General features: G+C 65.2%; 18 protein-coding genes. 5 read left to right on the forward strand and 13 right to left on the reverse strand.

The window, feature by feature from the left end; translation table 11 throughout:
- Window positions 1–10 precede the first annotated feature (10 nt).
- The 3 genes from VGN46_RS19550 to VGN46_RS19560 are packed head-to-tail and all read right to left on the reverse strand — an operon-like array spanning window position 11 to window position 4,307.
- The gene (locus VGN46_RS19550) at window positions 11–1,237 is read right to left on the reverse strand and encodes a multifunctional CCA addition/repair protein (RefSeq protein WP_331646354.1); all 1,227 of its coding nucleotides are present in this window, start codon (window positions 1,235–1,237) and stop codon (window positions 11–13) included.
- 21 nt (window positions 1,238–1,258) lie between these two features.
- Window positions 1,259–2,200, reverse strand: coding sequence for a complex I NDUFA9 subunit family protein (locus VGN46_RS19555; RefSeq protein ID WP_331646356.1), 942 nt, complete (start codon window positions 2,198–2,200; stop codon window positions 1,259–1,261).
- A gap of 19 nt (window positions 2,201–2,219) precedes the next feature.
- Window positions 2,220–4,307, reverse strand: coding sequence for a transglycosylase SLT domain-containing protein (locus tag VGN46_RS19560; RefSeq protein WP_331646358.1), 2,088 nt, complete (start codon window positions 4,305–4,307; stop codon window positions 2,220–2,222).
- Window positions 4,308–4,451: 144 nt separating this feature from the next.
- Here VGN46_RS19560 and VGN46_RS19565 point away from each other — a divergent pair, with 144 nt between their 5' ends.
- Window positions 4,452–6,086, forward strand: a complete 1,635-nt coding sequence (locus VGN46_RS19565) for a glycosyl hydrolase family 17 protein (protein WP_331646360.1) — start codon at window positions 4,452–4,454, stop codon at window positions 6,084–6,086.
- A gap of 82 nt (window positions 6,087–6,168) precedes the next feature.
- On the opposite strand, the gene VGN46_RS19570 is transcribed toward VGN46_RS19565, so the two are convergent.
- The 5 genes from VGN46_RS19570 to VGN46_RS19590 form a co-directional block, all read right to left on the reverse strand.
- Entirely contained in the window at window positions 6,169–6,552 is a 384-nt protein-coding gene (locus tag VGN46_RS19570) for a hypothetical protein (RefSeq protein WP_331646362.1), read from the reverse strand.
- An 8-nt stretch (window positions 6,553–6,560) separates the two neighbouring features.
- On the reverse strand, window positions 6,561–7,370 hold the full coding sequence (locus VGN46_RS19575) for an endonuclease/exonuclease/phosphatase family protein (RefSeq protein ID WP_331646364.1): 810 nt from the start codon (window positions 7,368–7,370) through the stop codon (window positions 6,561–6,563).
- Between the two features lie 80 nt (window positions 7,371–7,450).
- Entirely contained in the window at window positions 7,451–8,137 is a 687-nt protein-coding gene (locus VGN46_RS19580; RefSeq protein WP_331646365.1) for a thiol:disulfide interchange protein DsbA/DsbL, read from the reverse strand.
- A 26-nt stretch (window positions 8,138–8,163) separates the two neighbouring features.
- Entirely contained in the window at window positions 8,164–9,048 is an 885-nt protein-coding gene (locus VGN46_RS19585) for a thiol:disulfide interchange protein DsbA/DsbL (RefSeq protein ID WP_331646366.1), read from the reverse strand.
- A gap of 75 nt (window positions 9,049–9,123) precedes the next feature.
- Window positions 9,124–9,933 carry a c-type cytochrome gene (locus VGN46_RS19590; protein WP_331646367.1) on the reverse strand — a complete coding sequence of 270 codons (810 nt, stop codon included), beginning with the start codon at window positions 9,931–9,933 and terminating at the stop codon, window positions 9,124–9,126.
- 176 nt (window positions 9,934–10,109) lie between these two features.
- Between VGN46_RS19590 and yihA the strand changes: the two genes are divergently transcribed.
- A complete protein-coding gene (yihA, locus tag VGN46_RS19595) occupies window positions 10,110–10,754 on the forward strand; it encodes a ribosome biogenesis GTP-binding protein YihA/YsxC (protein WP_331646368.1) in 645 nt (214 codons plus the stop codon).
- Between the two features lie 75 nt (window positions 10,755–10,829).
- On the opposite strand, the gene VGN46_RS19600 is transcribed toward yihA, so the two are convergent.
- Window positions 10,830–11,318: a GAF domain-containing protein gene (locus tag VGN46_RS19600; protein WP_331646369.1), complete on the reverse strand. Its 489-nt coding sequence runs from the start codon at window positions 11,316–11,318 to the stop codon at window positions 10,830–10,832.
- 76 nt (window positions 11,319–11,394) lie between these two features.
- Here VGN46_RS19600 and bioD point away from each other — a divergent pair, with 76 nt between their 5' ends.
- The 3 genes from bioD to dcp all read left to right on the forward strand — a co-directional run bounded on the left by bioD (window position 11,395) and on the right by dcp (window position 14,800).
- Window positions 11,395–12,066: a dethiobiotin synthase gene (gene bioD / locus VGN46_RS19605; protein WP_331646371.1), complete on the forward strand. Its 672-nt coding sequence runs from the start codon at window positions 11,395–11,397 to the stop codon at window positions 12,064–12,066.
- 36 nt (window positions 12,067–12,102) lie between these two features.
- Window positions 12,103–12,441, forward strand: coding sequence for a hypothetical protein (locus VGN46_RS19610; RefSeq protein WP_331646373.1), 339 nt, complete (start codon window positions 12,103–12,105; stop codon window positions 12,439–12,441).
- A 175-nt stretch (window positions 12,442–12,616) separates the two neighbouring features.
- On the forward strand, window positions 12,617–14,800 hold the full coding sequence (dcp, locus tag VGN46_RS19615) for a peptidyl-dipeptidase Dcp (RefSeq protein ID WP_331646375.1): 2,184 nt from the start codon (window positions 12,617–12,619) through the stop codon (window positions 14,798–14,800).
- A gap of 71 nt (window positions 14,801–14,871) precedes the next feature.
- Here dcp and VGN46_RS19620 read toward each other — a convergent pair whose 3' ends face one another.
- The 4 genes from VGN46_RS19620 to VGN46_RS19635 form a co-directional block, all read right to left on the reverse strand.
- The gene (locus tag VGN46_RS19620) at window positions 14,872–15,381 is read right to left on the reverse strand and encodes a hypothetical protein (RefSeq protein ID WP_331646377.1); all 510 of its coding nucleotides are present in this window, start codon (window positions 15,379–15,381) and stop codon (window positions 14,872–14,874) included.
- Window positions 15,382–15,493: 112 nt separating this feature from the next.
- On the reverse strand, window positions 15,494–16,081 hold the full coding sequence (locus VGN46_RS19625) for a hypothetical protein (protein WP_331646379.1): 588 nt from the start codon (window positions 16,079–16,081) through the stop codon (window positions 15,494–15,496).
- Window positions 16,082–16,168: 87 nt separating this feature from the next.
- Window positions 16,169–16,963 (reverse strand): hypothetical protein, encoded by a 795-nt coding sequence (locus VGN46_RS19630; RefSeq protein WP_331646381.1) that lies wholly within the window; start codon window positions 16,961–16,963, stop codon window positions 16,169–16,171.
- A 136-nt stretch (window positions 16,964–17,099) separates the two neighbouring features.
- The coding region (locus tag VGN46_RS19635; RefSeq protein ID WP_331646383.1) for an aldehyde dehydrogenase family protein at window positions 17,100–17,891 on the reverse strand (792 nt) is incomplete at its 5' end.

The raw sequence follows: 17,891 nt of genomic DNA on the forward strand, positions 1-17,891 counted from the left end.
GAGCGCGCTCCTACAGGGGTTTCGGTACCTGGGTGATCGCCTGGGCCTGGGCTTTTTTCATGGCCTCGCCGATCGCGGGGCCTTCCAGGCCCTGGTCGACGAATGGCTTTGCGGTGATGGCTGCCGCGGCGGCGCGGCAGGCGCGCAGGTAGTCGGCCTGTGGGTATGCATCCTCTTCATGATGCAGGCGCCCACGTTTGTCGGCCATGCACGCGAGCAGGAACGTTTCCAGCCGCTCGGGCCGGCGCAACGCCCCGAGCGATTCGAGTAAGCGTAGCACCGTGGTGGCCTTCAGCTCGAACGCCTGGTGTGCGCTGAGATGGTGTTTGCAGACCATCTCCGCCATGAAGGCATAGTCGACCGGCACCTTCAGTCGTGCGGACATCGCCTGCACCGGACCGATGCCACGCTGCTCATGCATGATGTGCCGAGGCAGCACATCCGTCGGCGTGAGGGCCTTGCCCAGGTCGTGGGTCAACGCGCAATAGCCCACCAGCGCATCGCCCGGCGCGAGTGTCGCGGCTGCGTGAAGCACCATCTCGATATGGATGCCGGTGTCGACCTCAGGGTGGAACTCCGGTCGCTGCGGTACGCCGTACAGCGCATCGACCTCGGGAAACAGGACGCGTAGCGCGCCGCATTCGCGCAGTACGCGCACGAACACCTCAGGCATCGGTTCGGCCAGCGCCTTGCGGGTCTCCGCCCATACGCGTTCGGGCACGAGATGATTGACCTCGCCGTCTTCAACCATGCGCCGCATCAACGCCATGGTTTCGTCGGCGACGCGGAAACCCAGGGGCGCATAGCGCGCCGCGAAGCGTGCCACACGCAGGACGCGCACGGGATCTTCCGCGAACGCGGTGGAGACATGCCGGAGCAAGCGCGCTTCGATATCGGCCACGCCGCCGTAGGGGTCCACGAGGCGGCCATCGTCATGCTGGGCGATGGCGTTGATCGTGAGGTCGCGACGCTCCAGGTCCTGTTCCACGGTCACCGTAGGCTCCGTGTGGAAGGCGAACCCGTGGTAGCCGCGCCCGGTCTTTCGTTCGGTGCGCGCCAGCGCGTACTCCTCCTTGCTATCGCCATGGAGGAAGACCGGGAAGTCCTTGCCGACGGCGCGGTATCCTGCCGCCAGCATGTCCTTGGGCGTGGCGCCGACCACCATCCAGTCGCGGTCGACGACGGGACGGCCGAGTAACTGGTCACGGACAGCGCCGCCGACGAGGTAGATCTCCATGGGTGCCTTGTGCTCGATGAATCAGGGGCGCCGGCGGCTGCGCGCCTCATCGAGGCGGCGCTGGCGCACGGAGGGACCCAGCAGGCGTGGAAGCCATGCCGAGAGTGATTGGGGCACGATACCGAGCCGTGCGAGGCCGTCAACCGTGCCGACCGAATCCGTGCGCAGGGTAAGGAAGTTATCCGGGGTGAATGGCTTGCCCGGCGCGTACTGGGCCAGCGCGGCCTGTAGCCGCCCCAGCGCATCCGGCATGGCCAGGACCCATCGGCGCCGCCCACGGGTGTCGCCGATCGCGCGGACGAGGTCCACCAGTGTCCACACCTCAGGACCGTACAGTTCGAAGATCTGTGACAGCGAGATCGATGGATGCGCCACGCAGCGCGTGATGGCTTCGACCACGTCGCCGACATAGACCGGCGTGATCTTTGCGTCGGGCCGGGGCAATGGCATGGCGGGAGCCACCCGGAGCAGGGCATCGAAACGGCTGACCAGGCCATCACCGGGTCCAAACAGCGTGCTGGGCTCGTAGATCGTCCAGTCGAGCGTCGAGCCCTTCACCAGCGCTTCCGCCTCGCCGCGCGTCCGCAGGTAATTCGATTCCCCCTGGCCCGCCTTCAACGAACTCATCTGATGCAGGCGGTGCACGCCCACGGCATGGCACGCGTCGATGACAGCGCGGGTCAGCTGCACGTGTACGCGGTCAAACGTGTTGCGGCCCCTCTCGTTGAGAATGCCCACCAGGTTGATCACTGTGTCTGCGCCTGCGAAATGTTTGCGCAGGACGGCCGGGTCATGGACGTCCGCCGTTGCCACGGTGACGTTGCGGCCGACGGTCGCGTGCCGCTGGGCCTGCCAGTTGCGCGAAAGCAGGAGCAGCGCATGGCCCTCCGCCGACAGCCGCGGTACCAGCGCGCTGCCGACGAAGCCGGTACCGCCTAGGATCACGATGCGCTGGGCGTTCATGCAGGCCTCCGGGTGAGGGTTAGCGTTGCGAGTCCTTCGGTTCATCGGCAGCCGGTGCCGACGAGGCCGCGGCGGGGGCGGGTTCAAGCACGGCCGGTGCAGACGGTGGCGCGGGCTTCGCCACCGCAGGCGCGGGACACGTCACCGGCTTGCGCATCGCGCCAGACGCCGGCAGTGAGTAAGGTGAGCCGATCCGCGTCATGCGCGTGCTGATCGGCAACGCATTGCCGTTGAGGCGCCAGTCGTAAATGACCGCGAAGGCCATGACGCGCGCCACGTATTCGCGGGTTTCCTTGTAGGGAATGCTGACCACGAACAGTTCAGGATCGAGCGTGCCGCGTGCATCGACCCACTGGTCCACCTTGTACGGGCCGGCGTTATACGCCGCGCTGGCAAGCCACGGCGCGCCGTTGAAGCGCTGCGCCATCTCCGAGAGGTAGCGCGTGCCGAGGATGATATTGGTTGTCGGCTCATACAGACTCTCGCCGCCGGACCAGCCCAGGCCGTTCTTTTTCGCCACGTTCGACGCGGTACCCGGTAGCAGCTGCATCAGCCCGCGGGCGTCGGCGCCCGAGCGCGCGTCGGTCATCCAGGCACTCTCCGCGCGGATGATCGCGTAAGCCCAGGGGGCTTCGATACCGGCCTGCGAGGCCTGTTCCACTACGCCATCCTGGCGCGCCAGCGGGAAGCGTTGCTCGTACAGGCGCAGGGCATCACCCGACGACAGGGCGAACACGGCGCGGTCGTACCAACCCTTGCGGAACGCGAGGTCGGCGGCAAGGCGTTGGGTCTCGGCATCGCGGCCGGCCAGCGCGGCCGTCCATTCGCGGCGCGCAATCTTCTGCAGGCCCACGGCATAGAGCTCGAACGCGCGATCGAGGGCCGGCTCGGCGAGCAGGGCGGCTTCACGCGATGTGTCCGTGGCCATGCTCGCCGGGCAGATCGCATAGCCACTGTTGATCTTGTCGGCGGCGAGGAAGCCGAAGTACGTAGCCTCCTGCGATACGGAGCGGAACAGCGCGGCGGCATCGGCCTGTCGCCCCAGGTGGGCGAGCACCACGGCGCGGAAATAACGCCACTCGCCATCGTCTTTCTGGGTCGTGCCAAGGGCATCCAGCGCCGCCAGCGCCGCGGCCCAGTCCTGCCGGGCCAGCGCGACGCGGACCCGCCATTCGCGAGTGGCATCGGTCTGTGCACCCGGGGGGAGGGCGGCAAGGCGTTCCAGGGCCGATTCGTCGAAATCGGTGGCGTGGAACAAGGCGATCGCGTTGGCGATGGCACCGCGCTGCTGCTCGGAAAGCGCGAAACGCGAGCCGAGCTGCGACCATGCGGTATCCGCGGCACTCGACTGTTTGCGAGCCAGGCGCTGCAAGGCGAGCGTCACCGCCTGGCGATGGCGCGGGGTGTCCGGCCACGTGGCCGCATCGCGCACCGCGGTGGCCGGATCATTCAGCGCTTGGGCGAGGTGCTGGCCCGCGGCCACGTCATCGCCCGCAAGCCACGGCGCCAGCGACGCGACCGTGCCGCCCTTGCCGGCATCCGCCGCGATATCGATACGCGACCAAAGCCGCTCATTCGTAAGCAGGCCCTGGTCGTGCGCCGCGGTGATGACCGGGTCGCAGCTGTTTGGCAGGCTCGCTTTGCGCCACAGATCGGCCAGGTCGGTGTCGTACACCAACGCTTCGCCACGCGAGAGCTTAGCCTGCAGGTTGAAGCAGGCCAGCGAATCGCCCAGTCCCGGCTGGTACATGGCGGTGAACGAAGCCCAGTCCTTGCGCCGCGCCAGCTCGCCGAGGAAATCCCGGCGCAGGTCGGCGGCCGGGATCATGCCGGGGTAACGGCGCAGGTAATCCTGTACGCGCACGCTATCCAGCGTGCGCAGGTCGTGTTCGAGCGCGGCTTGCTCGATGTACGGGTAGATCGAGTACGTCTCGAGTCCTTTGGCTTCGGCGCGCCAGGCATCGCCGCCCTGCTGCGAGGCGGTGGCATAGGCCTGCCTGAATTGCGTGCGCTGGGCATCGGTGCCTTCGGCCTGGGCCGCCAGGCTGGCGCCCAGGGTGCAGGCGGCGATGGCGAGGCCGGCCAGCCGGCGAATCACAGGGACCATCGGGATTCCTTCACGAAAACGTCCGTTCCATTGTAAGGGAACGCGGTGCGCAAGCTGGATGAACGGCAGAATGCGCCGGCCATCGCACGGCGGCTCCCCGGCAGCTAAGCTTGCCGGGATTTCCCGCGCCCCTCCTGGAACGGCATGCCGCCCCAAACCGCCCTTGCGCGATTCGCGCGCCCGCTTGCATGGATCGTCCTTATCGCTTCAGCGATATTTGGCGCCGGCTACTGGTACCTGCTTGGTCGCCCCGTCGCCTTGCCGGATTCGCCTACGGCGAAGATCGCCTGCGTGTCCTATGCACCGTTCCGCCTGAAAGGCGAGACGCCGTTCGATCCGCACGCGGTGATCCCTCCCGAGCGCATCGAGGCGGACCTGAAGGCGTTGTCGCAGCGGTTCGATTGTGTGCGCACGTACTCGATGAGCCAGGGACTGGGCGCAGTCCCCGACATCGCCGGGCGCTACGGCATGAAGGTGCTGATGGGCATCTGGCTGGGTCGCGACCCGGTGGCGAACGCGCGCGAAGTCGAGCTGGGTATCGCGGCGGCGAAGCGCGACCACGACAGCCTGCGCGGGATCATCGTGGGTAACGAAGTGATTCTCCGTGGAGAACTTTCGGAGAAAGCGCTTGCCACTTATATCGCGCAGGTCAACGCCGCGACCGATGTCCCGGTGACCTACGCGGATGTCTGGGAGTTCTGGGAAAAGCACCCGGACCTGGCGAAAGTGACCGATTACCTCACCATCCACATCCTTCCGTACTGGGAAGACGAGCCGGTGGCACCGGAGAAAGCGGTGCGGCATGTGGCGGATGTGTACCAGCACATGAAGCGGCAGTTCCCTGGCAAGCAGATCATGATCGGTGAAACCGGTTGGCCCAGCCAGGGTCGCACGCGCCGCGACGCGAGTGCGAGCCTGGTGAATGAAGCGCGTTACATCCGCGAGTTCCTCAATTACGCGGCCACGGTGGATATGCCCTACAACGTGATCGAAGCGTTTGATCAGCCGTGGAAGCGCGACCTTGAAGGCACCGTGGGGGGGTACTGGGGCATCTTCGATGTAGATGCACAGCCCAAATTCCCGATGATGGGCCCGGTCGTGGAAGAGCCCCGCTGGACCTGGGCTCTCGCTGCTGGTGGCGTGAGCGCGCTGTTGTTCCTGGTCGTCGGCGCAGTGCGCCGCCGCTGGCACGGTGTGCAGGGCTGGCTGGCGCTGGCACTGGCGGGCTTCGCCGCAGGCACTGCGCTCGCCGCGCATGCACGCCTGCTGCTGTTTTCATGCCGGAATACGCTGGAATGGACGACCGGCATCTTGATGGGGGCTGTCGCGCTGTTTACCGCGTTGTCGCTGGGGCGTGCGGTGGCCTCGCGCCTCGCCTCGCCGGTGAACCCGGCGGCGATCGCGCCGCGGGCGCTGGAGCGCCGGCGACTCGGTATCGCCTATTCGGATGTGTTCACACCCCAGCGCTTCTTCTGGATGTTCGTTCTTGCGCTGTACGCGATCCTCATGGTGTTCAACGGCCGTTACCGCGATTTCCCGATCGGCCTGTTCGCTTTGCCGTGCGTGGGCTTTCTTGCGCTCGCGCTGCTGCGCACGCGTGAGGATGTGCTCATGCCGTTGGTTGAAGAGCGCCTTCTCGCCATTCTCATCGCCGCGTTGGGCGTGGCGGTGGTGGTGCAGGAGCTAGGTGCGAACGCCGTGTCGTGGGGCTGGATGCTGCTGGGGTTCGCGCTGGCGTTGCCGGTGTTGAGCGCGTGGCGGCGGGCATCGCGCGTCTAGGCTTCCTGGATCGCGTGCAAGCACGCTCCTACAAAAGCGGGCTACTAAGCGGCGCGGTTGTAGGAGCGCGCTTGCGCGCGATTCACGCGGCGGCCAGTGCTACCTGCTGGCGATCCGATTGGATCCGCACCAGGCGTAGCACGCCGATCAGCAGCGCGAGCGCACCGCCTTCATAGCAGTACAGCTGCAATGCCAGTACACCGATGCACGCAGCCAGCGTGGCGATGCCCACGCTGCGCCACGCGACCGCCAGCAGCGCGGCGATGATCGCCGCGTAGCCATAGCCATACGACAGGAAGCCCTGCACCACCAGGTCGCGGGTGCCGCACCACCATAGGCGGCTGTCACCTTCGCAGGCATGCTGCATAGACGAAGGCTCGATGAACTGGTAGCGCAGCAAGGCGGCGCCTAGCGCGGCGAGGACGATGACAGCCCAGGGCAGGGCGGCGCGGAGGCTGGATTTCATGGTGCGTATTACCTCGATTGCGTCGCGCCGGCCGCGGCGGCCAGGCTGAGCGGCAGGCGGATCTCGGCGGCGAGCGGCAGATGATCGGAGAACGCGCGGGGCAATGTCCACGTGCGATCGAGCTGGATGTCGGTCGAGGTCAGGATATGGTCGAGCGCGCGACGCGGCTTCCAGCTGGGGAAGGTGGGCGTGAGGATCTTGGGTGGTTGCAGCGCGGTCTTGTCGAACAGCATGCGCATCTCCGGGCTGGACGGCTCGGTGTTGAGATCGCCCATGAGCACCGCATGCGGGTACGGTGCCAATAGCTCGGCGATGAAGGCGAGTTGGCCCAGCCTTGCGGCGGCGCCGAGCGAGAGGTGGGCGATCACGACCACGAGGCCTTCCGTGCCGTGGCCAAAACGCACGAACAGCGCGCCCCGGCCCTTGATCCGGCCCGGCAGCGGGTAATCGATGACTTCGCTCGGCTCGATACGGCTGAGCAGGCCATTCGCGGAATGCGCCACGCGAACCATGGGCCGGTTCGGCTGGTGGCTCCAGTACGGCATGCCGGCGGCTTCGGCGATATACCGGGTCTGGTTGAGAAACCCTGAGCGCAGGCTACCGGCATCGGCTTCCTGCAGGCCGACCACATCGAACTCATGCAGCAACTCGGCCAGCGAATCGAGGTTCGCGAGTTTCGAGGGGCCCGGCAGCACGGCGTTGACGCTGCGGGTGAAGTAATCGCTGTACCGCTGCACGCTGGCGCCGGCGAGGATGTTGCAGCTCAGGAGGCGTAAGGTGCGCGCGGAATCGGGCGTTGCGTTGGGGGCGCGGTTCATGGGGATGGGGGGTGCTCATGCGGCCACTGGGCCAGAGGATGCCCCCCGCCGCGTGAACGGGGGGCATCCGCCAGGGGCGCTTACTTGCCGCCGTTGAGCTCGCGATTGACCAGGAACTTAGCCACGTCGTTGAGCTGGTCGAAGTCGGTGATGCGGTTGCTGCGGTACTTGCCGTTCACCACGATGGTCGGCGTGCCATCGATGCCCCAGCCCTGGAAAAGCTTCACATCGGCAAGGATCTGGTCACGCACCTCGGGGCTCTTGGCCACGGCAACGAACTTCGCTGCATCGACCGCGTAGTGCTGGTGATACCAGTCACCGAGTTCCTCGACGGTCGCCAGCGGGTAGTGGTCGGTGTGGATCGCCTTGAACAGCGCGGCGTGGGCTTCCGGCGAGACATTGAGCTTCTTCGCCGCGTAATACGCCTGGGCGTACGGCAGCCACGCATCATTGAAGGCAGCCGGCACGGCGTGGAAAGTCACGCCCTTCGGCAGTTCCTTCTGCAGCTTCTCGACATACGGCTCGTAGTGGGCGCAATGGATGCAGCCGTACGAGAACACCTCCACGACTTCCACCTTGTCCTTGGGGGCATAGCGCCCAGGTGCGCTGGTGGCGATGTACTCCTGGCCCTCGGTGAGCTTGCTCGCCGGGGCGGCTGCCGTGGTTGCGGCCGGCTCGGCGGCCGGTGCGCCGTTGCCGTTGCCGCCGGCGGAGCAGGCGGTGGCCAGGGCCAGGCCGAGGAACAGGAATGAAAGACGCTTGATCATCGATATCTCCGTATGAGGGACGCGGGTTATTTGCCCGCGGCCTCCTTGCTGATGAGCCACTGGACGAGTTCTACGGACTGGGCGTAGCCGCCGGCGCTGTTCGGGGTGAGGCGGTACTTGCCGTTCACCACGATGGTCGGCGTGCTATCGACCTCGTACGCGCGGATCAGTTCATCGGAGCGCTTCATCTTGGTGTTGATGGTGAAGGAGTTGGCCGTGGCGACGAACTCGTCGGGCTTCACGCCGAACTTCGCATAGAACTTCGCGACGTCGTCGATGGTCGGCCAGGCCGACTGCGCCTTGGGCTTGTTCGTCTGCAGGTCGATGATGCCCAGCTCGCCGCTCTTGAACACGGCATCGAACATCGCGTCGTGGCTCTGCTTGTCCACGCCGAACGCCAGCGCCGTGAGGTAGGCACGCTGCAGCAGTGGCCAGTTTTCGTCCGGGCGGAACGCGGCCGGGGTGTAGGTCATGACCGTGCCGCGCGGCAGGCTCTTGGCCATGTCATCGACCACGCCGTGGTACTGGAAGCAGGCCGGGCAGCCATACGAGAAAACCTCGGTCACTTCAATCTTGCCTGGGCTGCTGGTCGGCTGCACCGGGTCGATGCGGAAGTAATGCTTGCCTTCCACCCACTTGCCCTCGTCGACGAAGGGCTTGGGCGCCGGGCGCGTGTCACTGGCGTCATCGGCCGGGACTGGGGCCGGGGCAGCTGCTGCGGTGGTGGCCGCGGCTGCCGGAGCGCTGGCGGCGGGTGCCGTGCTGGCCGGTGCGGGGCTGGTCGGCGTGGCCGCGGCGGGCGCGGTGGTGGCCGGGGCCGGGGTGCTGGCCGGGGCGGCGTCGTTGTTACCGCCGCTGCAGGCGGCGAGGCCGATCAGGGCGGCGCAGAGGAGGGGCAGGCGCAGGCGCATCGTGGGTCCTTTTCTCGCGTTCTTAAAAGACAAACGGGCCCGCAGGCCCGTCCGATCTCTCCAACTTTACCGCCTTCAGGGGCTCGCCGGTGCGGTGGCCTGTGACGGATCGTTGGTATGCAGGCCTTCCAGGTAGCTGGCGACCGCCGCGATGTCCTTGTCATCGAGCTTCTGCGCGATGGGCATCATGATCTTCGTATGCGCATCGTCTGAAGGTGTGGTCGATTCCTTCCATGCCTTCAGGCGCGCCTCGACGTACTTGCTGTGCTGGCTGGTCAGGCGCGGATAGTGTGCGCCCGGGTTGCCCGCGCCATCCGGACCATGGCACGCCATGCAGGCCGGGATGCCACGCGCCGTATCGCCCTCGCGGTAGAGCGTCCCACCCTGCTCGACCAGCGCCTGGTCGGCCACGCCCGGCAAGGGCGTCTGGGTGGCGAAGTAGGCGCCGATGTCATGCATGTCCTGCTCGGACAGTGCCGAGGCGAAGCCCTGCATGATCGGATTCATCCGCTTGCCCGACTTGAAGTCGCCCAGCTGGGCGGCGATGTACTGCTCGCTCTGGCCGGCCAGTCGCGGGTTCGCAGGATCGGTGGAGTTGCCATCCATGCCGTGGCAGGCACCGCAGACCGCGGCCTTGCCCTGGCCGGCGGTGGCATCGCCGGGTTTAACCGCACCTTCGTGACCGGCGGCGGCAGCCACAGCCGGCGCGGCCGCCTGTGGCATGCCTGGCGTGGCCGGATCGGTGGCGGCATTGGCCCCTGGTTTAGCGGTGGTGGCCGCGGGGGCTGGCGTAGACGCCGGCTTGGCGGGACTTGCAGATTGAGCGGCTGCGGTGCTCATCAAGAGCATCGCAGTAATGGCAGCGGCGGCGTGCCGAAACGTCATGGGTTTCTCCACAGAGGGTTACTTCCGGACTGGGCGCGTTCCCTGCCGCGCTCAATCAATCGATTATGAATGTCCCGACAACACTCGGTCAAACGATGGCCCGCAGGCGGCGTGGCGCCACATCGCATACACTGCCGGGCCTCCGTGTTCGTTGCCCCATGGGCAAGCCAGGTCCCATGACGTCGAATATCCTCAATGGCGCGCGTTTTACCCTCGCCGCCAACGAAATCACCCAGCTGCCGTTCGATGAGGGCGCGGAAGTAGCGTTCGCCGGCCGTTCCAACGCGGGCAAATCCAGCGCACTCAACGCGTTGACCGGCCACAACGCGCTGGCGCGTACGTCGAAGACGCCGGGCCGCACGCAGCTGATGGTGGTGTTCGACCTGCCGCCGCTGAAACGCGAGGGCGAAGAGCCGCTGATGGCCCGCCTGGTCGACCTGCCCGGTTACGGCTACGCCAAGGTGCCCGAGGCCATGCGCGCGCACTGGCGTCGTGAGATCGATGCCTACCTGAAGATGCGCCGTAGCCTGCGCGGGATCGTACTGATCGTGGATATTCGCCACGAGCTGAAAGATTTCGACCGGATGATGATCGAGTTCTGCGCCGCCACGCAGCTGCCCTGCCACGTGCTGATGACCAAGGCGGACAAGGTCTCACGCGGCGAAGGCTCCAAAGCGCTGGAAGCCCTGCGCAAGCAGTTCCGGGAGAACAAGGTGCCCGGCACGGTGCAGATGTTCTCGTCGCTGGCGAAGACCGGCGTGGACGAGGCTCGGGCCCGGGTCATCGAGCTGCTGCACACCCCGCGCGCTCACGAGCTGTAGGAGCGCGCTTGCGCGCGATCAGGGTTACCGCAACACCTATCGCGCGCAAGCGCGCTTCTACAAGGGGCGGGCCGCTTAGCTGATGGCTTTCATGAACGCAGCGCAGAGGGCTTCCATGCCGCGCTGGTCGGCTTCATCGAAGCGGCCTGTGAGCGGGCTATCCACGTCCCATACGCCAAACAGGCTGCCATCGGCGCGGAACAGGGGGACCACGACTTCCGAGTTCGATGCCGCGTCGCAGGCGATATGGCCATCGAAGGCGTGCACGTCGTGCACCAGCTGGGTCTGGCCGGTCTGCGCGGCGGTACCGCAGACGCCGCGGCCCAGGGCGATCCGGATGCAGGCGGGCTTGCCCTGGAAGGGGCCGACGACCAGCTCGTCGCCATCGAACAGGTAGAAGCCGGCCCAGTTCAGGTCCGGCAACACGTCGTAGACCAGCGCGGCGACGTTGGCCGCGTTGGCGATCATGTTCGGCTCGCCATGCATCAGGCCCGTCGCCTGCTCCACCAGTTCGGCGTAGAGGGTGGCTTTGTCGTCAGTGGCGATAGCCCGGGCTTCGTACATGGCAGATCCTGCGTTCATCGGGGTGGCAAGCCGTGTATGGTGCCACGACCCCGCTTCCGCAAGGCATGCTTTCCCCATGGCGCGACACCTTTTCGTGGCCGGCACCGACACCGGTATCGGCAAGACCCACGGCGCCCAGGCGCTGGTCCACGCGTTCCGCCAGGTCGGGGAGCGCGTCGTCGGGATGAAGCCGGTGGCCAGCGGCTCGGCGCGAACGCGCGAGGGCCTGCGCAACCAGGATGCCCTGGACCTGCAGGCCGCCAGCGCCCCGACCCCGCCCTATGCTCTGGTGAACCCGCTGGCGCTGGAAGCAGCGGTATCTCCGCACCTGGCCGCGGCCCAGGAGGGCGCGGCGGTGACCTGGGAGCCGCTCGACGGAGCGTTCCAGGCACTCAGTGGTACCTACGACCGCGTGGTGGTCGAGGGCGTCGGCGGCTGGATGGTGCCGCTTTCCGAGACGATCTCCGCCGAGGAAATCCCGAAACGCTGGGGCTTGCCCGTGGTCTTGGTAGTAGGCATCCGCCTGGGTTGTATCAGCCATGCCCGCCTGACTGCGCGCGCCATCCAGGGCGATGGCTGCTTGCTGGCGGGCTGGATCGCGAACCTGGTGGAACCCGACATGCTGCTCCGCGACGAGAACGTCGAGACGCTGCGCCGCCTGCTCCCGGCCCCTTGCCTGGGCGTGCTGCCCTATCGGCTGGGCCCCTCGGAGGCCGCGATGCTGCTCGACCTCGATCCGCTCGGCTGACGGCCTCTTCACAGCCACAGACTTAAAGAATCAGCCATGACAACGTATTTTCTATCGGTAAAAGACATGGCGAAGGCCAGGGGCCCCGATCCGGAGCTCGCCTTCGAAGGCATTGGCCCGGAGAAGCTGGCCGCCGATATCGCCGGCGCGATGCGCAGCGACAGCCTGTTCCAGCGCTGGCGGGCAAAGCAACCGGAACCGGATGAGGTGGATCCGAGCCTGGGGGTGACCGATCCGGGTGCGTCAGCCTGGGGTGAGCTCGCCGCCGGCGATCGCCATGATGTGCAACTCACCACCAGCCTGCCCATGCGGATCGTGAAGCACCGCCTGAACCTCCTTATCGGCAACAGCTGGGAATTGCGCGATACCCGATAGCCGGGCGCTGCACCGCATCAATGTAGGAGCGCGCTTGCGCGCGATGGGTGCGCCGCAAGGCCCATCGCGCGCAAGCGCGCTCCTACACTCGTAGCCCTGACCTCCGGCGGTTGTGGGGTGGGCCCTCGCCGCACTAGAGTCCCCGCTTTCGCACACGCCAGGGGACCGCCTGTCCATGAAGGTACGCACGCTCGTGATCGCCACATCGATCGCCCTCACCACCGCCTGCTCGTCCTCTAACGACGCCGACAAGGCGGCCGCTCCAGCCCCGGCGCCGGCCAGCACCGCGCCAACGCCGGCCGCTACGGCCACTGCTGCCCACGAGAACCCGTTGCTCACCGCGAGCACGCTGCCCTTCCAGGCCCCGCCGTTCGACAAGATCACCGATGCCGATTTCCAGCCGGCGATCGAAGAAGGCATGAAGCAGGAGCTGGCGGAGGTGAACGCCATCGCCGACTCGGCCGAGGAACCGACCTTCGACAACACCATCGTCGCGCTGGAAAAGAGCGGCGTGCTGCTCGATCGCGCGCAGAAGATCTTCGGCGCGCTTACCGGCGCGAACACCAACGACACCTTGCAGAAGGTGGAAGAGGATGAGGCACCCAAGCTCGCCGCGCACAGCGATGCGATCTACCTCAACGACAAGCTCTTCAAGCGCATCGAAACGCTCTACAACAAGCGCGATGCACTGAACCTCGATCCGGAATCGAAGCGCCTGCTCGAAGTGAAGTACCAGGATTTCGTGCATGCCGGCGCCAAACTCGCCGAAGCGGACAAGACCCGCCTGAAGGAGATCAACAAGGAAGAGTCGACGCTCAGCACGCAGTTCACCAACAAGTTGCTCGCCGCGACCAAGGCAGCCGCACTGGTGGTTGAAGACAAGAAAGCCCTGGATGGCCTTTCCGAGGCAGACATCGCTGCTGCCGCGGACACCGCGAAGAGCCGCGGCCTGGATGGCAAGTACGTCTTCCCGCTGCAGAACACCACGCAGCAGCCGGAACTGCAGTCGATGAACGACCGCGATACCCGCGAGAAGTTTTTCAAGGCCTCGTGGGATCGTGCCGAGCACAACGACGCCAACGACACGCGTGACACCGCATCGCGCATCGCGCAGCTGCGCGCCGAGCGCGCCAAGCTGCTGGGCTTCAAGAACTACGCCGCGTGGCAGCTCGACGACCAGATGGCAAAGACGCCGGAAGCCGCCGAGAAGTTCATGGAGCGCCTGGTGCCGGCCGCGGTCGCACGCGCCAAGTCCGAGTCGAAGGACATCCAGGACGTGATCGACCAGGAGAAGGGCGGCTTCCAGGTACAGGCCTGGGATTGGGACCACTACGCCGAGAAGGTGCGCAAGGCCAAGTACGACCTCGACGAATCGCAGGTCCGCCCGTACTTCGAGCTGGATAACGTGCTGCAGAACGGTGTGTTCTACGCGGCCACCCAGCTCTACGGCATCACCTTCAAGGAGCGCAAGGATATTCCGGTGTACACGCCGGACGTCCGGGTGTTCGAAGTGTTCGACAAGGATGGCACCTCGATGGCGCTGTTCTACTGCGATTACTTCAAGCGCGACAACAAGAACGGCGGCGCCTGGATGGACAACCTGGTCGGCCAGTCGCACCTGATGGGCACCAAGCCCGTCGTGTTCAACGTGGCCAACTTCACCAAGCCTGCCGCCGGCCAGCCCGCGCTGCTGTCGTGGGATGACGTGACCACCATGTTCCACGAGTTCGGCCATGCGCTGCATGGCATGTTCTCGAACGTGAAGTACCCGTCGTTGTCGGGCGCGAACACCGCGCGTGACTTCGTCGAGTTCCCCTCGCAGTTCAACGAGCAGTGGGCGTCTGATCCGAAGGTCTTTGCTAACTTCGCCAAGAACTATAAGACCGGCGAGCCGATGCCGGCCGAGTTGGTGGCGAAGATCAAGAAGGCTTCCAGCTTCAACCAGGGCTACGCGATGAGCGAGCTCATCTCGGCCGCGCTGCTCGATATGCAGTGGCACATGCTTCCGGCCGATGCGCCGAAGCAGGATGTCGATAAGTTCGAAGCCGATGCGCTGAAGAAGGTCGGCTTCACCATGGTCCAGGTGCCGCCGCGCTACCGCTCAAGCTATTTCCAGCACATCTGGGGTAACGGCTACGCTGCGGGCTACTACGCGTACCTGTGGACGCAGATGCTTGATTCGGATGCGTTCGAACGGTTCAAGGAACATGGTGGCCTGACCCGCGCCAACGGCGACATCTTCCGCGACAAGATCCTCTCGCGCGGCAACACCGTTGAGCTGGGCAAGCTCTATCACGACTTCCGCGGCAAGGAGCCGAGCATCGAGCCGATGCTTAAGGATCGCGGACTAAAGCAATAATTGGTCGGCGTACCTTGAGTCGACCCCGGTGGTTGGATACGCGTTCCTCCACCGGGGTCGTCGCGAACTAATTAGCCGAAGATAACCTCGTTGATAGCAATGTTCAGGGGATCGATTCTGCCTGCGCCGGCGAACACGACTTCGTCGTAGGGCCTCAACCCAATCTCTTCGTCGATGACAATCAGATAATCGCCCACCAATCCGGGTGCTTCCCATTCCTGTATGACAACATCTGAACCCAGCGTCCAGATGCGTATGCCATCAGTTGGGGTGCGGTTTCTCAGGACAATCGCCAGTCGTTTGTGCTGGGCGCCATATTCCGATAATTGAACGGAATTGCCTTTGTGCGACACAGGCGAGAGTGATTTGCCCGGAAGGTCTTGTATCGTGACGATGTTTGCCACCGTGTACAGCGTAAGGAATACGTTTGGAAAGCCCTTTAGTGGTCTTCCTCCGGTGAGCAGCTCCTCGCCAGCGTCGTACGCATTGAAATTGATCGCCGTTGCATGTGGGCGCTTTTCCCGGTGCTTGGCGGCGTGCCGCAGCGGGCGCATGGTTGCCCTCGTAATTAGATTGCTCATTTGCCTTTCCTTTTTGGCCAGTCATTGTCACGGACGTAGGGCCGTGACCCCTTGCGGGGCGTCTCGCTAAACGTCCCCGGTACGTTGTATCGTTGCTCAGGTCGCTTAACGATCACGGTTCCAGCGTGATTCGCTCGATGCACAGCGTACCGCCGCGCCATACGATGCCTTGAAGCTCGTTGAGCTCGGTTGCTTCGTAAGGCAAGTCTGTCCAGAAGCCCCTATCTTCCGGCGCCCGTGCTTCTGGCTGCCTTCCGTACGCGGCATGCCACGCTTCCTTGAACGTGCCATGCGTGAGGAAACCCACGTGCGCATCCGCCCCGAGGTTGCCGATGCCGAGCCGGCAACTCACCTTTCCATAGGCATGCCGAAACAGGATCAGGCACTCGTTGTGGTGCCCTTTTATCCCGGTAAGGTACGCATGCGCATCGTCCCTTGTCCGGCTCACGAGCAGGCCGGTTTTGCCGGTGACGAGGACAAGTTCTTCGAAGATCTCGACGGCGTTGGCAGGCACGCTATGGAAGCGTGCCCTCGCGAAATCGACGGTGGCTCCGTGGGAGCCAAGGCGCCGCTGATCGATGTGGCCGAGGATCTCAGGATGATCCGCCAGCTGGCGCAGGCCTGGCTTTGGCTTAGGCCTGCTGGCGATCGACGGGGAATCGTATTTCAGGGATGCGTGCGCGGTACCGGGCGACATCATGTCGCTGTCCTCCAGGGCGGATGGACGTCGGGTACCGGCCGACGTTAGGTCGTACGAGAATCCATGCTCAGGTAACGTCAGGCAATATCACTTTCGTTGTAGTCCCGGCAGAATGTTCCCGCCCGTCGGGACGAGGTCGCGCGCCGTGAACTCCTTGTCGTTGCCGTCCCAGGATCTCAGGTCGAGATAGTGCGTCCCGCCCGGCATCAAGCCGAATACATCGTGCTCAACCCATTCTTCGGTGCCGCCGGTCAGCATGATCGTGGGCAAGGATGGCGCGGCAATCCCCACGCCGAGATGCAAGAGCATGTAACCCCAGCGCCTCACGCTGGCTACCAGTGCCGCCTTTTCGCTTGCGCGATCGTCCTGGGGAACGAATTGCGTGTCGATGTGGGCATGCCGCCACGCCGTTGATGCTACCGGCGCGTAGTGGCCGATGACGAAGGGATCGAGGTTGTACCGAAGCTCGTTCCACGCACCGTTGATCCAGTACTGGAACCTCTCGTCGGACGATAGGACCTCGGAAATCATGGGGTTCGGGACGACAACACCTTCTTGCCCGAACAGGAAGATCAACCGGTGGTCTGCGTCTTTGTAGTCTGGCTTCTGTAGAAGCCGTTTGGCAAGTTCGATGGCCTTCGCCGGGTATGACTTGTGGGGCTCGAGGGGCTCGATGTCGTGCACCAGATTGCACCGCCACCCGCCGCTACTACCTTGCCACGCCGTCAAACTTGCGTTGAGGAAGCTCGCATACAGGCTTGCCTCGTGCTCGAGGATGATCTCTTCCATTGGGTTGAGAAGGATAGGCAGGGGAGCCCAATGGATGCCGCCAGAGCGAAAGCCCCAGTCGCGCGTGAATACGCGTGAGCCATAAGTTCGCATGGCAATGATTCTCCTTCGGAGAGCTGGAGGCTTCAAACCTACGCCGCGCACAGTTCCACCACCATCGGCACAAAAAAAGCCGTGCTCCTTTCAGAGCACGGCCTTGTCATCGCAACTGCCGAATCGACTTAGCGATTCACTCGCCGATCGTCAGCAACGAAGCGTTACCGCCCGCCGCCGTGGTGTTGATCGTGAGTGTGCGCTCACCCGCGAAGCGGAGCAGGTAGTGCGGGCCGCCGGCCTTCGGGCCGGTGCCGCTGAGGCCTTCGCCGCCGAACGGCTGCACGCCGACGACCGCACCGATCTGGTTGCGGTTGACGTAGCAGTTACCGACCTTCGCACGCGACGAGATGTACTCGATGGTGTCGTCGATGCGGCTGTGGATGCCGAGCGTGAGACCGAAGCCGGTGTCGTTGATCTGCTCGACCACCTTGGCCAGGTCGGAACCCTTCCAGCGGATGACGTGCAGCACCGGGCCGAAGATTTCGCGCGTCAGCGTTTCCAGCGACGGGATCTCGTAGGCGCGCGGGGCGAAGAACGTGCCGTTCGCCGTGCCTTCCGGCAGGGCCACTTCGCCAATCTTCTTCGCTTCGCGATCCATGCGGGCCGCGTGGTCGACGAGGATCTGGCGAGCGTCTTCATCGATCACCGGGCCCACGTCGGTCGAGAGCAGGCCGGGGTCGCCGACCTTCAGCTCGGCCATGGCGCCGGCGAGCATGCCGATCACTTTGTCCGCGATATCTTCCTGCACAAACAGGATGCGCGCGGCCGAGCAACGCTGGCCGGCCGACTGGAACGCGGAGTTGATCACGTCCTTGACGATCTGCTCGGGCAGGGCCGAGGAGTCGGCGATCATCGCGTTCTGGCCGCCGGTCTCGGCGATCAGGGCGGCGATCGGGGCGTTACGGGCGGCGAGGGCGCGGTTGAT

It is taken from the genome of Luteibacter sp., assembly GCF_036500425.1.
In the GTDB taxonomy this organism is placed as follows: domain Bacteria; phylum Pseudomonadota; class Gammaproteobacteria; order Xanthomonadales; family Rhodanobacteraceae; genus Luteibacter.

Excerpts from the sequence above, each read along its gene's own strand:
- yihA (WP_331646368.1), top strand. The coding sequence starts at position 10,110 with ATGACGTCGAATATCCTCAATGGCGCGCGTTTTACCCTCGCCGCCAAC.
- VGN46_RS19620 (WP_331646377.1), bottom strand. The coding sequence starts at position 15,381 with ATGAGCAATCTAATTACGAGGGCAACCATGCGCCCGCTGCGGCACGCC.
- VGN46_RS19600 (WP_331646369.1), bottom strand. The coding sequence starts at position 11,318 with ATGTACGAAGCCCGGGCTATCGCCACTGACGACAAAGCCACCCTCTAC.
- bioD (WP_331646371.1), top strand. The coding sequence starts at position 11,395 with ATGGCGCGACACCTTTTCGTGGCCGGCACCGACACCGGTATCGGCAAG.
- VGN46_RS19610 (WP_331646373.1), top strand. The coding sequence starts at position 12,103 with ATGACAACGTATTTTCTATCGGTAAAAGACATGGCGAAGGCCAGGGGC.
- VGN46_RS19585 (WP_331646366.1), bottom strand. The coding sequence starts at position 9,048 with ATGCGCCTGCGCCTGCCCCTCCTCTGCGCCGCCCTGATCGGCCTCGCC.
- VGN46_RS19565 (WP_331646360.1), top strand. The coding sequence starts at position 4,452 with ATGCCGCCCCAAACCGCCCTTGCGCGATTCGCGCGCCCGCTTGCATGG.
- VGN46_RS19560 (WP_331646358.1), bottom strand. The coding sequence starts at position 4,307 with ATGGTCCCTGTGATTCGCCGGCTGGCCGGCCTCGCCATCGCCGCCTGC.
- VGN46_RS19555 (WP_331646356.1), bottom strand. The coding sequence starts at position 2,200 with ATGAACGCCCAGCGCATCGTGATCCTAGGCGGTACCGGCTTCGTCGGC.
- VGN46_RS19630 (WP_331646381.1), bottom strand. The coding sequence starts at position 16,963 with ATGCGAACTTATGGCTCACGCGTATTCACGCGCGACTGGGGCTTTCGC.
- VGN46_RS19570 (WP_331646362.1), bottom strand. The coding sequence starts at position 6,552 with ATGAAATCCAGCCTCCGCGCCGCCCTGCCCTGGGCTGTCATCGTCCTC.
- dcp (WP_331646375.1), top strand. The coding sequence starts at position 12,617 with ATGAAGGTACGCACGCTCGTGATCGCCACATCGATCGCCCTCACCACC.
- VGN46_RS19590 (WP_331646367.1), bottom strand. The coding sequence starts at position 9,933 with ATGACGTTTCGGCACGCCGCCGCTGCCATTACTGCGATGCTCTTGATG.
- VGN46_RS19550 (WP_331646354.1), bottom strand. The coding sequence starts at position 1,237 with ATGGAGATCTACCTCGTCGGCGGCGCTGTCCGTGACCAGTTACTCGGC.
- VGN46_RS19625 (WP_331646379.1), bottom strand. The coding sequence starts at position 16,081 with ATGATGTCGCCCGGTACCGCGCACGCATCCCTGAAATACGATTCCCCG.
- VGN46_RS19580 (WP_331646365.1), bottom strand. The coding sequence starts at position 8,137 with ATGATCAAGCGTCTTTCATTCCTGTTCCTCGGCCTGGCCCTGGCCACC.
- VGN46_RS19575 (WP_331646364.1), bottom strand. The coding sequence starts at position 7,370 with ATGAACCGCGCCCCCAACGCAACGCCCGATTCCGCGCGCACCTTACGC.